We start from the raw sequence: 16,045 nt of genomic DNA on the forward strand, positions 1-16,045 counted from the left end.
ATTATTTAGCACCTTCTAATAATTTTACATAGTCTTCAACTTTTAATGAAGCTCCGCCGACTAATGCGCCGTCGATATCAGATTCAGCCATATATTCAGCAATGTTGTTAGGTTTTACGCTACCGCCATATTGAATACGTACTGCATCTGCAACTTCTTGGCTAGCAAGATCTGCAACTGTTTTACGAACAAATGCACTCATTTCGTTTGCATCTTTAGCAGTTGAAGATTTACCAGTACCGATTGCCCAGATTGGTTCATAAGCAATGACAACTTGTTTCAATTGATCGTCTGATAAGCCTTCTAATGCTTTTTTAACTTGTTCGCCGACAACTTCTTCAGCTTTTCCGCCTTCACGTTGTTCAAGTGTTTCACCTACGCAGATAATTGGTGTCATACCGTGGTTGAATACTGCATGTGCTTTTTTGTTAACATCTTCATCAGTTTCGAAGAATAATTCACGACGTTCTGAGTGACCGATGATAACGTATTTCACACCTAAGTCAGCTAACGCTACTGGAGAAGTTTCACCAGTGAAAGCACCGTTATCTTCGAAATAAGTGTTTTCTGCACCGATTGCTAATCCTTCAGCTTCACCGTTTTTAACTGCTGTAGTTAATGCATCTAATTGAATTGTTGGTGCACAGATAACAGCTTCAACTTCGTTTGTATCAGGTAATTGAGGTAAAGCTTTAACAAAGTCTTTTGCCTCTTGTACTGTTTTGTTCATTTTCCAGTTACCTGCAATAATTGGTTTTCTCATTATAAAACGCTCCTTGAAAGTTTATTAATAAGTTACAACTTATTTGTCGCTAATTGATGCAATACCAGGTAATTCTTTACCCTCTAGATATTCTAATGATGCACCGCCGCCAGTTGAAATGTGTGTGAAGTCATCTTCGAATCCAAGCATCATTGCTGCTGCAGCTGAGTCACCGCCACCGATAATTGTAGTTGCATCTTTTAATTCAGCAATAGCTTCACAAACACCGATAGTACCTTGTGCGAAGTTTTCGAATTCGAATACACCCATAGGTCCGTTCCATACTACTGTATGCGCACCTTCTAATTCTTTTTTGAATAATTCAACAGTTTTTGGTCCGATATCTAATGCTTCTTGATCTTCAGGAATTTGATCGATATCTACAACTGTGATTTGTGCATCGTTTGAGAATTCTTTAGCTACTTTACCATCAACTGGTAAAACGATTTTGTTTCCAGCACGTTCTAATAAATCTTTAGCAAAGTCTACTTTGTCAGCTTCTAATAAAGATTTACCGATTTCATAGCCTTGTGCTTTAAGGAAAGTATATGCCATACCGCCACCGATTAAGACTTTATCAGCAACATTTAATAAGTTTTCGATTACACCGATTTTATCTGAAACTTTCGCTCCACCTAAGATTGCTACAACTGGTTTATCAGGGTTGTTTACAACGCCACCGATAAATTTGATTTCTTTTTCCATCAAGTCGCCAGCTGCACTTTCTAAGTGAGATGCAATACCTACGTTTGAAGCGTGTGAACGGTGTGCTGTACCGAATGCATCGTTAACGAATACATCACCTAAAGATGCCCAGTATTTACCTAATTCTGGATCATTTTTAGATTCTTTTTTACCGTCTAAGTCTTCGAAACGTGTATTTTCAACTAAAAGTACTTCGCCTTCTTTTAATGCAGCAACTGCATCTTCTAGTTCTTTACCACGTGTTTGCGGTACGAATTTAACATCTTTGCCTAATTTTTCGCTTAAGCGAACTGCTACAGGTTTTAATGTTAATTTTTCTTTATCACTTTCTTCTTTAACTTTACCTAAGTGAGAGAATAAAACTAATTTTCCACCTTGATCAAGGATATACTCAATTGTTGGTAAAGCTTGAACGATACGGTTATCGTTTGTAATTTCTCCATCTTTTAATGGTACGTTGAAGTCTGCACGTTCTAATACGACTTTCCCTTTTAAATCTAAATCAGATACATGTTTTTTTGCCATCAAAACTTCCTCCTTTGAATAAAAGCGCGAATTTATAAAATGTCTGTAATTTGAGGTTAGCATATGGGCAGAAATAATGCAGATATAAATACAGAATCAAATGAAATTTTTCATGTTTCTGAAAATATCTACTCTAATAACCATGTACTTAATGAAAATAAGCGGAGAAGCGTATGTGCCTCCCCGCTTACTCATAAGCTGGTCATCGAATTTCAACAACACATTACCGCTTGTTAAATTCAGACCTTAATATTATTGTTTATAGATTATTTTACGTCTTTGATAAGGTATTCTAAAGTACGTACTAATTGTGCAGTGTAAGACATTTCGTTGTCATACCAAGCTGCAACTTTAACTAATTGACGACCAGATACAGTCATAACACGAGTTTGAGTTGCATCGAATAATGAACCGAATGTCATACCAACTACGTCTGAAGATACGATTTCGTCTTCGTTGTAACCGAATGATTCGTTAGAAGCTGCTTTCATAGCTTCGTTTACTTCTTCGATTGTTACGTCTTTGTCTAATACAACTGTTAATTCAGTTAATGAACCAGTTGCTACAGGAACACGTTGAGCGCCACCGTCTAATTTTCCGTCGATTTCAGGAATTACTTTACCGATTGCTTTAGCAGCACCAGTTGAGTTAGGAACGATGTTTTCAGCTGCTGCACGTGCACGACGTTTGTCGCCTTTTCTGTGTGGACCGTCTTGAGTATTTTGGTCACCAGTGTAAGCGTGGATAGTAGTCATGAAACCTTCTACTAAACCGAAGCTGTCATTTAATACTTTTGCTACTGGAGCAAGTGAGTTTGTAGTACAAGAAGCACCTGAAACGATTACGTCAGAGCTGTCTAAAGTATCTTGGTTTACGTTATAAACGATTGTTTTAACGTCACCAGTTGCTGGTGCAGAGATTAATACTTTTTTAGCACCTGCGTCAATGTGAGCTTGTGCTTTTTCGTCGCTAGTGTAGAAACCAGTACATTCTAATACGACATCAATGTCTAAATCTTTCCAAGGTAATTTGCTTGCATCTGGTTCTTCGAATGATTTAACTTCTTTACCATTCACGCGGAATCCGCCATCTACAACTTCAACTTCTTCAGTGAAACGTCCTTGCATTGTATCGTATTTTAATAAGTGTGCTAACATTTCATCATCTGTTAAGTCGTTTACTGCTACTACATCGATACCTTCAACATCTTGAATTCTTCTGAATGCTAAACGACCGATTCTACCAAAACCATTAATTGCTACTTTAACTGCCATTATTATGGCCTCCTTTAAAAGATATTGTTAAAAAGTGAAGTCACTTTTTTAAACTAAATTGATTGTGATTGAACTATATTTCTTGCTGCGCCTTCATCTGTAATTAGAATTGTGTTCTTAGGAGCAATGGATAGATACGCTCTGATCGCATCTCCTTTTGAAGCACCTCCAGCTACAGCAAAGATATATTGCTTCGATACTAAATCTTCCATTTGAAGTCCTATCGTTTTAACTTTATGAACGATATGACCTTCGCTGTCGAAATAATATCCAAATGCTTCTCCGACTGCATTGTGATGTTGAAGCTTTTCAATCACTTGTTTAGACGAATGACGTCTATTTGCCATTTTCAGCGCATCACCAATGCCGTGGACGGTTATATTTGATTGTTTAATTATTTCTAATGTATTACGAACTGAGGGCTCTTGAAGCAACAACTCATATGTTGATTCACTGACATTGTCAGGAACATATAATGTTGTATATTCTCCGCCAGTTTGCTGTGCCATACTTGCTGCAATCGTATTCGCCTGATATACCACATTTTCACCTAAGCCACCTCTTGCGGGGACATAGAATGTTTTGAATGGTAGTACATGCATTGATTCACTCACAGAGGCCATTGTGGAACCGCCTGTGATAGAAACGATAGCATCTTCGTAAAAAGTTCGTTCTAATAACTGACCTGCCTGGCTGCCCATCTCTTTTTTTACAGCACTATCCATATCGGTATCACCAGGAACAACATAAACGTTTTTAATTTGATAGCGTTCTTTTAACAGTTGTGCTAGATGATAACCGTCTGAATACATGTCAAAGTATGATTCTAAGGATTCAATCAATTCATCGCCTTCAGGAGTTAATTCCATTCCTGTCGGTTTTACCTTGATTAATTCTTGCTTTTTCAACGTATTCGTTTCTGATCTCAACACACGTTCAGTCAAATTCATATATTCACTTAAACTTCTTCTTCCGACTGGCTGGTGCATTTTGATAGTAGTGAGTATTGTAAATCTTCGATACATTTTTTCGACAAGCTCAGGAATCAATTTCTGTTGGACTTTAAGCAAGTCTTCCACTACTATTTCCTCCTCTTTTTATTTAAGGGTCAACATGCAACCATGCTTTGACGTTTTTAGTCCCAGGTGGGACAAAAAAATAACATCTCTTACAATTGTCATAATACTATCATCTGGAATAAAAAGCAAGCTTAAACACTCACTTCAACTTTATTTAAGTAATATTGTTGTGAACAACACTACCTTTACAAATATATTATACCCTTTTTCCACTTAAGAAATCATCTGAAAACCACTTTTTCTTATCATTATATTTTCAGTATTCCCTACTTTATAATGGATATGTACGAAGGAGGTAGTTGCATGACAAATAATGACCAACCTGAAGTCATTGATCCCAATGACCCTCGCTATAAAGATGATGATTACTTTAAACATAGTCCAAGTGAACACCAGCGTTCCCGCTTCGAACAGGATAGAAAAATAAAATATTATTCCTTCGGCTGCACGCCATTCGGATGCGGTTGTTTACCTGTTGTTGCGATTATCGCACTCGTTATCACTTGGCTAATCAGTTTTATCTCATAATGAAAGGACCACAGTGCTTTTGGCATTGCGGTCCTTTTTATGAATTAATCGTCTGACTTCTGTTGGCTCGATTGACTTGAACTTGATTGGTTCGAGCTTGAAGACTGACTTGATTGTGTATTTTGTTGTGGTGCTTGTCTTTGCTGAGTGCTTTGTGATTCATTTACTGACCTTGACTGCTGTTCTTGCCCTGGCCTGGGCTGACTGCTTTGTTGTTGTTTTTCTTGCTGTTGCTGTTGCTGTTTTTGTTGTTGCTGTTGTTTTTGCTGAGCAGCTTGTTGTTCTCGTTGTTGCTGTGCTTGCTCTTTAGCTTGCTCACGTTGTTTCTCTGCTTGTTCTTGAGCTTTTTGTTGTGCTTCTTTATCATCAGAACTATCTTTTTGTGGTTTTTGTTCTTTTTGTTGCGCTTTTTGTGTTGCTGCATTTTGACGGGCTTGTTCAGCTTGTTGTCTTTGTTGTTCACGTTGTGCAGCTAATTCATTTTGTCTTGCTTGCTCTGCTGCTTGTTGATCAGCAATTTCTTGTTGACGTTGTTCCTCTTCTTCTTTTTCTTTTTTGCGTTTTTCTGCCTCTCGTTTTTTCTTTTCAGCACGATCTTTTTTCTCTTGCTCTTCTTTTTTCTGTTGTTGACTGTATCGTTCGCTGCTCTTCTTGTTATTATCTACAAAAGCAAAAGTCGCAAATGCTAAACCGAATAATAAGAAAAATACGATTACAGCACTTAGTATCTTAGCGGGTTTGCTCATTTTATTGTTAGACATGTGCTCTCCTCTTTCCAATCCCTTTTCTTTTTTCTATAAGTTACTTGAGTTACTTATTTTGATATATTAACTCATACCCTTTTTTACAACATCTTCACTATTATATCTGAGCTGTATTCATTTATATATCATAACATTTTCCACTAGGGTATACATTATTTTGCTTAGGAAACATTTTATAATTTCAATATTTATTTGAATGGGTTAACAGAAGGCAATTGGTCAAAAACCAAGTAAGATGATTAATTGATATAAGATTGTTATAATATACTACATCAACAACCGTAAAAAGACATGATAAAGGACCTATACGTTGCTCGCATAGGTCCAATACTAAAGGGAGTCAAAATTTCACCTTCGCATGTATATTATGGGGTATACTATTTTTAATTAAGAGATGTTTAATTAATTTCGAAGGTACTTCTATTATAACTTAGCTATAAGTGATTTAAACAAGATTACATAGTTTAAATTGACATATTAATGACTAAACATTGAATAAATAATGAATGTTTAGAATGTCTATAATCTATTGGGTTTCGGTATCCAAAACGTTGTTTAATATTAATGAGGTGAATATAAAAATGAAAGAATTTCTTATTACAGGCGGTACAGGTTTAGTTGGCAGTCATTTAGTAGATGCAATACACAGTACAGATTCACATATTACTATTTTAACTCGTCAAGATCGTCAAAACTTAGATGATAAGATCACCTATGTTAACTGGAGTAAAGAAGGTTGGGAAGATAAAGTCCCAGATCATATTGATATTGTGATTAACTTAGCAGGTGCATCATTGAATAAAAGATGGACAGATGAATATAAACAAACTTTGATGTTAAGTCGTATTCAAGCCACACAATCACTTTATGAATTGTTTGAACATAAAGGTAAGTTCCCTGGAATTTTATTCAACGCAAGTGCAGTAGGTTATTATACACCAGATGTGCACCGTACTTACACAGAATTATCAAAATGCGATCCGCATGATTTCCTATCTGATATTACATATCAATGGGAACGTTTTGCGCGTAAATTCGAACAACATGATACGCGTGTCATTATCGGTCGTTTTGGTATGGTGCTTTCAGATGAAGGTGGTGCCTTACCAACTATGGAATTGCCTTACCGCTTCTATCTCGGTGGTAAATTAGGCACTGGTTTCCAATGGTATTCATGGATTCACATTACAGATTTAACACGTGCGATTCTTTTCTTAATCAATCAAAATGATGCTTCAGGCGTCTTCAATATGACAACACCTATTGCTGAGCGTCAAAACTTATTCGGTTATGCTTTAGCACGTGCAATGCACAAACCACATGAATTATGGGTACCAAGTGCACTGTTACGCTTAGTCTTAGGACAGAGAGCAACGATTATCTTAGATACACAAAAAGCGATTCCAAACCGCCTAGATGCTTATGGTTTCAAATTTGCATATCCTGACTTGAAATCAGCACTTGATAGTTTAGTTCATGAGTAAAAAGCTATATAATATATTTGTATTGTGAGCGCTTATTACTAAATGAAATCATAAAAAATTCGAGCGTTTATACAGATATAGCAAGTATAGTGAATGAAGGTGTATGAATGGATAAAAGCAGTCTTGTAACACGTATTTTAGTAATCATTGCTGGATTACTTTTAATATGTATCGGCAGTTTTTCAATGACGCGAGCTATCCCTTCTTTATATATTGCACTGTTTTACCTAATAGTTGGAATTATTATATTAGGGTGGACCGTCATTAACTTAATAAAACATTATAAAAGACAAAAATAAGAGTTCCGGAAAACCCCCGGAACTCTTTTCATTTCTATATTTAATAACAACTTATTTTTCAGGTTGCATAACTTCGTCGATCAAGCCGTATTCTTTAGCTTCATCTGCAGTTAAGAAGTTATCACGATCAGTGTCTTTTTCAATTTGTTCAATTGATTGACCTGTACGTTCTGATAAAATTTTGTTTAATTTAGCACGTGTTTTTAAGATGTGTGTTGCTGCGATTTCGATTTCAGTCGCTTGACCTTGTGCACCGCCTAGTGGTTGGTGAATCATTACTTCAGCGTTAGGTAATGCGAAACGTTTACCTTTAGCACCTGCTGCAAGCAAGAATGAACCCATTGAAGCAGCCATACCGATGCAGATTGTTTGTACATCTGGTTTAATGTGTTGGATAGTATCATAAATTGCGAATCCAGCTGTTACACTACCACCTGGAGAGTTGATATATAGATAAATATCTTTCTCAGCATCTTGTGCTTGTAAGAATAACAATTGTGATACGATTGAGTTTGCTACGTTATCATCAATTGCTGAACCTAACATAATAATACGGTCTTTCAATAATCTTGAGTAAATGTCATAAGCACGTTCGCCGCGATTTGTTGTTTCAATTACTGTAGGAATTAAATTCATTCTATTTCCTCCTTGTACTTTTATGAATTATCCTTATTTTAACCTAAAAGTCAAAAATGGTCAAAAATAAAACTCACACCTTTATAATATCATCATATTGACCACTCTACACGAGACAGGTACACTAATAATTGCATGTTAATATTTACCCCTCGTAGTGTAATGGATAACACGTAAGATTCCGGTTCTTGAAATAGGGGTTCGATTCCCTTCGAGGGGGTAATTCATGTTTTTTGAATCTTATCATTAAAGGGTTTTCTTTCAAAATAAGGAAAAATTAAGGAAATGTATATTGTCTTTTACTTTTCCCTACACTATATCACTTAAATATGTTAATATACATATATACCCAAAGGGTATGATTAACAGTTTCTATGTTAATTTAACCAACGCTTTTTATATTTTTGATTCAACCACCAATAAAGGTGGTTTTTTTGTTATTTCAACATAGCAAAAGGTTATAGTTTATGATTTTTTTCTTATAATCTATGATTCTTAATTCAAAAATAGCTTTCTCAGCATAAAAAAACCGCCATATAGGCGGTTAAATCACTTTAATATAAAGGATTTTACAATGAATAGAAAAAACATTTTCCCGGGACATGAATCGTCACTGTTCGCTAAGCTACTATTCCCTAAAGTCACTATACTATATTTTAACCATATATACAAGCCCCCCCATTCACACGAGAGAATAAGGGGGAGTCAATATAGGGATGCATTTACAAACAAATGCGTGTGTTTTGCAGTGTAGATTTGGTCAATATCTACACAATAAATACATTACCACTTATAGTAGAGTTTAAACATAAAAAATACATAACTATTTAACCCATTTCTTCTGAAAAGTTCCTATAATCATTTAATACTATCTAATAATTCATATGTTTCGTTATACACTTTCGAATACATATTATACTCTTCTGTAATCCATGATATATTATTTTCTTTACCAGTAATAATATCAGCCAGATTATAGTAAAACAATCTTACATGCACAACGTAGTCCTCTATAAACCTATGAAATTGATCATCTGTCATACATAAACCTTCAATGACATCAATGGTTGAGTATAATTCTGATAATTTTAAAGTATCTGATCTACTATATTCTAGTTCTTCAGGTTCCATAATTATATTATACAATTTACCTATAATATAATCGACTTTTTTCACTTTATTTTTTAAATACTTACAATAGTCTATATTTATAGTCATAATTACCTCCTCATTTTAAATTACACTAATAATTGTGAGGCGTTTCTTTCCTCAATGCAACACAGACACTCTCTCAGCACACTATTTATATGCTTTAGCATATATAGTTAACGTCCTATTCAAGCCGTTATCATTTTGCACAGATTCAATATTGAAATCTAAATCTTTCCACTTAATACGTTGCTTTGAATTTATCCCCTCTCTATATCTAATAATAAACCTCACGGGGATTTCTGATGCTGTAAGTCCAGAACCCAGATACTCATTGCCACGAATCGTTTTTATATCTGCCCACGGTTTTGCAATAGTTTTTTCTTCAAATTGATTCGGCATTGGTCCACTGCTGACTCTTTGGAAAATCTTAATTCGATTATTAAAATGATATGCCATTGTTAACCTCCTTAATCTCTCAATCAAACTTTTTTGTCCTTTTCTGACTAACCAATATCCTACATCGCTCTTAAAAAACTTTCATAGTTATCAAACAAACCCACATATGCATCTAATAAAGACGCTGTGCCATCAATACGACGTTTAGGTGATTGATTCTTAACAGGTACAATGTTACCGTTTCTATCGGTCTCTATGCCTGTATTGGTCAAACACCACTTTAATATAGGATGGTTATTATAATTCACTTTATGCTTCTTTAGATCAGCACCTAAATTCTGCATAGGCAAACTTAAGGTTCTAGCACCTTGTGGAGTACGCACCATTTTAAAGCCGTGTCCTTCCATCTCATCCACCCAATACCGTGCTGAATAGTTATCATAATAAATCCACAGTGGCGTTATTTCATAATCCTCAATCATTTCAACAAACCACTCTGTAATGTCGCTGTAATTAATCGTATTACCACGACACAGACGCAATAAGCCTTGTTCATGCCATTTGTCATAAGGTATCTTGTCATTGTCCACACGTTTCCTCAGATTGTCCTCAGGCAACCAATACATCTGATGGACATAGCGCATTTCAGTTTCTGGATCTACAAATAACAATGTGGCACAACTAAGGTCAGTGGTAATTGAAAGGTCAGCTCCGCCTATTGCATACCAATCAGCAAAATCTTTAATATCGAATGTAGCTGTATTGTTAATCTGTTCAAAGGTCAACCATGCATTATGGCTAGTTTCACGTACGTTGAAATCTTTGGTGAGTATGCCTGTAAGATTGTTTGCGTCGTTCTCTGCACGTGCTACTTTACGCTCTAAATCTTCAACACGCTTCGATATATTTAGTGAAGGATTAGCTTTTTGCCAACATTCAGGATTTTTATATTCTTTCTTTTCATCCAATTCATACATAATTGGTAAAAAGTTATCATCTTTAAAATTACCATCTACTACATTACACGCATACTCATATAAATCATCAAAGATAGTTCCCCGATGAGTACCTGCTGTGGTAATCATGATAAGTAATGGCTGTGTACGTGCAGATTGTGATTGTTTCATCACTTCATAAAGGTTTCTATCTTGTATAGAATGTAATTCATCAATCACGACCAAATGCGCATTCAAACCATCTAATGAGTTTGAGTTCTTGCCCAGTGACTGCATTTTAGAGAAGTTGTGACTGAAATATAAATCACTCTTGCGTTTTCTGATGTTACGGCTCAAATCAGGGCTTTGCTTAATCATCTCATGTGCTTGGTCAAATAAGATATTCGCTTGGTCTCGTTTAGAGGCCACAGAATAAACTTCTGCTCCGCTTTCTCCGTCTGCTATCATCATGTATAGTGCTATTGCACTAAGCATTGTTGTTTTACCATTCTTACGCGCTACATAGAAGAATGACTCAGTATAACGGCGTTTACCTGTCTCTTTATCTACAAAGCCGAATAGTGCCGAAATATAGGCTTTTTGAAACAAGTCCAATATTAATGGTTTACCTGCCAGTTCACCCTTTGAATGCCTGCAAAACGCCTCTATGAACTTGATAGGACGTTCTGCTTTAGCATGATCATAAATATATTGAGGGTGGTTGTACATATCATCAATGAGTTTTTCATATTGTTTTGTGATGCGTTTAGATGCCACAATATCCCCGCTTTTGATTTGACGGTAATATTCTTCAATATAATTAAGCATTGTTTACAAAATCCATAAACTCATTGGATTCTTCTACGTTATCAGGTAATAACGTCAGCAGCTGCTTATATGTGGCGTTGTATTTAGTCACAGTTGTATTGTACGCCTTCATTGCGGGGTTTTCTTTAAGGTATGACTGTTCACCTTGTGTAAAGATATATGTTGCGCCATGTTCACGTACAGTATGCTTTAATTCTTCCATTGTAGCTTTCATAAAAGTTAACTCTTCTAACAAATCATAAGCGATATGTTTATTATTAACATTATTTTCATCTATATACTTTTTAAGTTTTTCTAAATTAATTGATTTCATTTTTAAATACTCCTAACTTTATTTTTAGACACCCCTAAATTTTGAAAATCCAAGTAGAGGAAAAGAAAACTTCTGCGCCGTTCTTGGTTAGTGTCTTTTTACACCAAGGTTAGGGGGGGCGTCCTATTAATATTCTAATTTATTTTTATAATATTTCCTTTTTCATCAAATTGCAATCCATCACCAATGGCTGTATTGCTGAAATGTTCTTGATTATGACAATTAATACATAATGCCTCTAAATTATCATGATTCAGTGATATATGCGGATTCTGATAGTTTTCTTGGTTCAAATATACTTTGTGATGACAGATAGAAGCTAAACCACCACAACGCTCACATATATAATGTTGTTTAATCATGTAGCTTTCTCTGCACTTTATCCATTGTCTGCTTTTATAAAATGAAACAGGAATACTCCTACTCATTATATTCACGTCCTAATGCAGTCAAGGATACTAACAAACTATCAATCGTACGCTTCAATCGTTCACTATCTTGTGTCTGTGGATCAAACCATAGTTGTAATATGAACTTAGCTGTTGTCTGTGCTAACGGTTGTACTGGTTCATCTAACCAATCACGCCCAGTTGTCAGGTACAAGTAGTTAGGTATCGCCTCGACTAATGGAATGATAATCTCATCGTTAAAGTCTCCATCCACTCTTAAAGTATTGCGCGCATCTTCAATAGATATAATCATTGTGATCACTCCTTTATGAATAAAGGACACCAGCTAATCACTGATGCCCCACTTATCTATTATGATGATACTGATGCAGTTTCACCTGTTAACTTCACAAATGCTTCATCAACTAATACACGTGTATCTGCAACTGCCATAGCACGATAATCAATCAGACCAGAACGGAATGATGACTCACGTGAGCTTTCAAGCATAATACCTTGTGGCAAGTTATAACCGATATAATTAAAGTCACCTAATAGAATTGTACCGTCTTCGATATTGTCATCAATGATAACGGGTTTACCAAAGATATATCCGACATTCTCACGTTGTGCATCTTGGATAAAGATAGGTCTTTGGTTAGCATCCATCACACCGTATACTTGGTTATACAATGTTGCATTACTCATTGCGAACTTAGCATTTTGTGCATAACCACGTGCAAGCATTCCTAGCGCTTGTGTGAAGTCTGTGTACTTGCCTGTTAGTGTTAAGCTGTTTGACTTATCCCATGTGATACCTGTTAAGATACCTTGACCTTGGTTTTTACCTGTACCATTGATAAGTGCATATTCAATTGCTTCAACAACACAGTTAGTCAATTCTTCAACAAGATATGATTCGAAAGCTGAGATTGACATTGTTTTTGCTTTAACTGAAATGCTGAAGATTTTAATAATCTCATTCGCTTCAAATGACACGGCTGTTGTAACTGCTTTGTCTGCTTCAACATATGCGCCTTCTGTATGCCATTCTGCACGTTCTTGTGGTGTACTAATTGGGATACGGATTTTAGTAGGCATATTGAATGAACGTACATTAGCTAGTAATCCACCTTGTGTTCTAGCACGACGAATGACTTCATTCAATGTTTGTTCAGGAATCACCGCACTCGCATTTGATGAAGATGTAAACTCATCTGCGCGATGTTCAGTTTTTTGTAAATCCATTGCATGATTGAATGTACGTTGTTCCACGTTAGATAATTCTTGTCCTAACATTGTTTTGAAAAATGCTGATCTATATTCATCTGAACCAAAGATATTTTCTTTTGGTACATCTTGAGTTTTAAATTGTTGTCCTGTAATTGGATTATATGAACGTTGTTCCACTTGTTCCTGCTCCTTTTCTTTGATATTTTCTTTCGCTTGGTTTAATCCTTCAATCTCGATATTTAACTTAGTCACATCTGCTTCAGGGTCATTTTCGATTGTGCCTCTGATTTCCCCAGCGCGTGTTTCAATATCTTCAAGCGATGCATTGCGATAATGGTTAAATGCTTCTTGTACTGTATTGAACATATTATTTTAACTCCTTCATAAATAATTTATTTAAATTGATTTTTGCTTTATTAATTTGCTGTTGTCTCGTTTCTGCTTCCTGCATTTGACTTCTGGCTTCAACAGATGTTTCTGAATAAGCAGGGAAATTTACCACAGAAAACTCTAATACTTTATCTATCTTTGTAATTGTACGTGTGCGTGTTTCTACATCGTATCGACTGCCGTCTGATACTGTGAAACCAAATGATACGCCTGACATATCTCCACGTTTGATAGCTTCATAGACTGAACGGGCTTCTTCGGTATTTGCCAATACTGCCCTGAAATGCATGCCTGCATCATCTCGCCATATTTTCATCGTCTTAGGAGATTTGGCTAATGGTAAACGGTTATGATCATGTGACACTAATAAACGTGTGTCATTGAATTTTAAACCGTCCAGCGCATTACGTTTGATGACTTCAGTATATGAGCCTGTCGGTGTATTAATCAGTGCAGGTTTATCAAAGACGATTGCTGTACCTTCAAGCACCATTTCATCGTTTCGAGTTTCTGCTTGTATTTCTGCACTTCTAATCTCTTTCATCAGGTGTCGCCTCCTTATCTCCGATTTGATATTGTTTCGCTAATTGTTTTTCTATATAGTTCAGGGATTGAATACGTTCGTCCCCGTCCTCTACACGTGGTAGGTTAAGCAAGTCTAAAGCCTGATTAATCGTGAGTACGCCTAACGGTAACAACTCCTTAATCACAGTAGCTTTTGATTTGGTGCTTGCATACTGTAGACGTGACGCTTCAAAAATAATACGGTTGCTGAATGCCTGTTCACGTTCGGTAAATATCTTATCTGTCAATTCTGAGGATAACTGTATAGCGAATGGTTCAATGATAGATTCATAAAAGGATTGCCATTGGTCTTCACTATAGTTACCAGTCACCATAGCTTCATTAATGCCTAGATAATCATATATCTTTTGTTTGACGGCTTGAATTTGCGGTGTTTCAATATCTGCCTCATTTAAACTCAATGGGACATAATCTAAAGTTGCATCTAATGGAATCACACCACCGTTATTATCCATCGTCATATAATTATTCATGAACTCATCTTTGGCTTCTTTCAGCTTTTTAGGTGCTAATGTCTGATTGTATTTCAACAAGCCTCTGATTTGTGCTGAGTTTTTAATGGTATTACTCAGCCCTTCTTGTTGTGTATATGCAAGATCTAACGTGTTCATGATTGCTTCATTCGTATCACCTAATAACTCATTTGAATTAAAGTGACGACGCAGCACCGCAATTTCTGAATGATGAAAATGTACAATATCACCACTGTTAAATAGGAATTTCAAATACATTTCACCTGAACCATCAACCACATACTCAACACTTGAAGCTGATAAAGGATATAATCCGCTGAGATTACCGTTTGCGTCCTTTTGGATTAAGATAAAAGCGTTATTATACAAATAGTAATGAGTAGCTACTTTATATAAAAAGTCATATCCGCTCATATAAGGATTCGGACGATTGCTTAATATTCGATTGATTTTTGAATAGTTATCATCACGCATACCATTTGCGACATGCTTGCCGGATAACTTGGCAATGTGTCGGGCGATGGTATCAACTGCACTGCGATATATTTCATTGCTCCATGCGTCCCCGTTGAAACTGCCTAATGCGCGAAAGTTGCCGGTCAACATTTCATATTGTTTTGTTGCTTGTTGTTCTAATTGTTTGATTCCAAGTATCTTGTCTAACCACTTCGGCACTTTTTCACCTGCTTTCTACTTATATCGTCCACGTTATATTTTAGTACCTGGTTCTAATTATTTACTTAAATTATACCACAAAAGGCTTAATGACGCCAATTGTGGTAGGTTTTAAGTGTTATAAGGCTGTAAAAGCAACCGGTAACCAATGTTCTGTTTTGATGTTCTTTGATTTAACAATTGGTAACTCTAAACATTTACCATCGATCATATAATATATTGGTGGACATATTGTCATTTCTATATTACCCTCTCTTTTTAAATCAGAAATTATCTTAAACGCTTCATCATTCCAACCAATCCAAAATACAACATTAGTATTTTCTCCACTTAAATATGCTATATCTCCTTTGTAATCAAAGTTGTTTTCTTCAAATATCCTTTCTATTTCTACAAATGATGTTTCTTTATGAGTCTTGATATATTCCAAGATTTTATTTTTTAATCTATTTTTGTTCATTTTCAACCTCCATTGTCTTGTTAAATGTCTCACTGTCTTATGCCATGTTACAACTATGAGACACCTTTAAACCTTACTGCCACAAAGGATAGAGCTATACTGTCTTACTGTCTTATGATTTCCTACGAACACTTTGAGAATATATAGCAATTTTTCTAA

18 protein-coding genes and 1 tRNA gene are annotated in these 16,045 nt (G+C 35.7%); 3 read left to right on the forward strand and 16 right to left on the reverse strand.

The window, feature by feature from the left end; all coding sequences use genetic code 11:
• Window position 1 precedes the first annotated feature (1 nt).
• The 4 genes from tpiA to HMPREF3270_RS07070 all read right to left on the reverse strand — a co-directional run bounded on the left by tpiA (window position 2) and on the right by HMPREF3270_RS07070 (window position 4,346).
• Window positions 2-763 carry a triose-phosphate isomerase gene (tpiA, locus tag HMPREF3270_RS14200; protein WP_002481568.1) on the reverse strand — a complete coding sequence of 254 codons (762 nt, stop codon included), beginning with the start codon at window positions 761-763 and terminating at the stop codon, window positions 2-4.
• Between the two features lie 39 nt (window positions 764-802).
• Window positions 803-1,993 (reverse strand): phosphoglycerate kinase, encoded by a 1,191-nt coding sequence (gene pgk, locus HMPREF3270_RS14205; protein ID WP_002481567.1) that lies wholly within the window; start codon window positions 1,991-1,993, stop codon window positions 803-805.
• Window positions 1,994-2,259: 266 nt separating this feature from the next.
• A complete protein-coding gene (gene gap / locus HMPREF3270_RS07065; RefSeq protein WP_002481566.1) occupies window positions 2,260-3,267 on the reverse strand; it encodes a type I glyceraldehyde-3-phosphate dehydrogenase in 1,008 nt (335 codons plus the stop codon).
• A gap of 53 nt (window positions 3,268-3,320) precedes the next feature.
• The gene (locus tag HMPREF3270_RS07070; protein WP_002481565.1) at window positions 3,321-4,346 is read right to left on the reverse strand and encodes a sugar-binding transcriptional regulator; all 1,026 of its coding nucleotides are present in this window, start codon (window positions 4,344-4,346) and stop codon (window positions 3,321-3,323) included.
• A gap of 303 nt (window positions 4,347-4,649) precedes the next feature.
• Between HMPREF3270_RS07070 and HMPREF3270_RS07075 the strand changes: the two genes are divergently transcribed.
• Window positions 4,650-4,874, forward strand: a complete 225-nt coding sequence (locus HMPREF3270_RS07075; protein WP_002481564.1) for a hypothetical protein — start codon at window positions 4,650-4,652, stop codon at window positions 4,872-4,874.
• Between the two features lie 44 nt (window positions 4,875-4,918).
• Here the strand turns inward: HMPREF3270_RS07075 and HMPREF3270_RS07080 are convergent, their stop codons facing one another.
• Window positions 4,919-5,635 (reverse strand): DUF4887 domain-containing protein, encoded by a 717-nt coding sequence (locus HMPREF3270_RS07080; protein ID WP_070847870.1) that lies wholly within the window; start codon window positions 5,633-5,635, stop codon window positions 4,919-4,921.
• Between the two features lie 584 nt (window positions 5,636-6,219).
• Here HMPREF3270_RS07080 and HMPREF3270_RS07085 point away from each other — a divergent pair.
• The gene (locus HMPREF3270_RS07085) at window positions 6,220-7,122 is read left to right on the forward strand and encodes a TIGR01777 family oxidoreductase (RefSeq protein ID WP_070847873.1); all 903 of its coding nucleotides are present in this window, start codon (window positions 6,220-6,222) and stop codon (window positions 7,120-7,122) included.
• Between the two features lie 350 nt (window positions 7,123-7,472).
• Here the strand turns inward: HMPREF3270_RS07085 and clpP are convergent, their stop codons facing one another.
• Window positions 7,473-8,057: an ATP-dependent Clp endopeptidase proteolytic subunit ClpP gene (clpP, locus tag HMPREF3270_RS07090; RefSeq protein ID WP_002481561.1), complete on the reverse strand. Its 585-nt coding sequence runs from the start codon at window positions 8,055-8,057 to the stop codon at window positions 7,473-7,475.
• Between the two features lie 148 nt (window positions 8,058-8,205).
• Between clpP and HMPREF3270_RS07095 the strand changes: the two genes are divergently transcribed.
• A tRNA-Arg gene (locus HMPREF3270_RS07095) sits at window positions 8,206-8,277 on the forward strand.
• A gap of 638 nt (window positions 8,278-8,915) precedes the next feature.
• Here HMPREF3270_RS07095 and HMPREF3270_RS07100 read toward each other — a convergent pair.
• From HMPREF3270_RS07100 to HMPREF3270_RS07145, 10 genes are all read right to left on the reverse strand, one after another.
• Window positions 8,916-9,275 carry a hypothetical protein gene (locus HMPREF3270_RS07100; RefSeq protein ID WP_061054834.1) on the reverse strand — a complete coding sequence of 120 codons (360 nt, stop codon included), beginning with the start codon at window positions 9,273-9,275 and terminating at the stop codon, window positions 8,916-8,918.
• Window positions 9,276-9,356: 81 nt separating this feature from the next.
• Entirely contained in the window at window positions 9,357-9,665 is a 309-nt protein-coding gene (locus HMPREF3270_RS07105) for a phage head closure protein (RefSeq protein WP_070847876.1), read from the reverse strand.
• Between the two features lie 59 nt (window positions 9,666-9,724).
• Window positions 9,725-11,368 (reverse strand): terminase large subunit, encoded by a 1,644-nt coding sequence (locus tag HMPREF3270_RS07110; RefSeq protein WP_070847879.1) that lies wholly within the window; start codon window positions 11,366-11,368, stop codon window positions 9,725-9,727.
• Window positions 11,361-11,681 (reverse strand): hypothetical protein, encoded by a 321-nt coding sequence (locus HMPREF3270_RS07115; RefSeq protein WP_060804154.1) that lies wholly within the window; start codon window positions 11,679-11,681, stop codon window positions 11,361-11,363. Before HMPREF3270_RS07115 ends, HMPREF3270_RS07110 begins: the two co-directional genes overlap by 8 nt.
• 134 nt (window positions 11,682-11,815) lie before the next feature.
• A complete protein-coding gene (locus HMPREF3270_RS07120) occupies window positions 11,816-12,043 on the reverse strand; it encodes an HNH endonuclease (RefSeq protein ID WP_256324360.1) in 228 nt (75 codons plus the stop codon).
• Window positions 12,044-12,101: 58 nt separating this feature from the next.
• On the reverse strand, window positions 12,102-12,383 hold the full coding sequence (locus HMPREF3270_RS07125) for a head-tail connector protein (RefSeq protein WP_070847885.1): 282 nt from the start codon (window positions 12,381-12,383) through the stop codon (window positions 12,102-12,104).
• A gap of 59 nt (window positions 12,384-12,442) precedes the next feature.
• Window positions 12,443-13,669 carry a phage major capsid protein gene (locus HMPREF3270_RS07130; protein ID WP_070847888.1) on the reverse strand — a complete coding sequence of 409 codons (1,227 nt, stop codon included), beginning with the start codon at window positions 13,667-13,669 and terminating at the stop codon, window positions 12,443-12,445.
• 1 nt (window position 13,670) lies between these two features.
• Complete coding sequence (locus tag HMPREF3270_RS07135) at window positions 13,671-14,237, reverse strand: HK97 family phage prohead protease (RefSeq protein ID WP_070847892.1); 567 nt, start codon at window positions 14,235-14,237, stop codon at window positions 13,671-13,673.
• Window positions 14,224-15,426 (reverse strand): phage portal protein, encoded by a 1,203-nt coding sequence (locus HMPREF3270_RS07140; RefSeq protein ID WP_070847895.1) that lies wholly within the window; start codon window positions 15,424-15,426, stop codon window positions 14,224-14,226. The genes HMPREF3270_RS07135 and HMPREF3270_RS07140 overlap by 14 nt, the downstream gene beginning before the upstream one ends.
• Window positions 15,427-15,544: 118 nt before the next feature.
• On the reverse strand, window positions 15,545-15,886 hold the full coding sequence (locus tag HMPREF3270_RS07145) for a hypothetical protein (RefSeq protein ID WP_060804148.1): 342 nt from the start codon (window positions 15,884-15,886) through the stop codon (window positions 15,545-15,547).
• Between the last annotated feature and the right edge of the window lie 159 nt (window positions 15,887-16,045).

The sequence above is a fragment of the Staphylococcus sp. HMSC65H10 genome (assembly GCF_001839185.1).
Taxonomy (GTDB): domain Bacteria; phylum Bacillota; class Bacilli; order Staphylococcales; family Staphylococcaceae; genus Staphylococcus; species Staphylococcus simulans.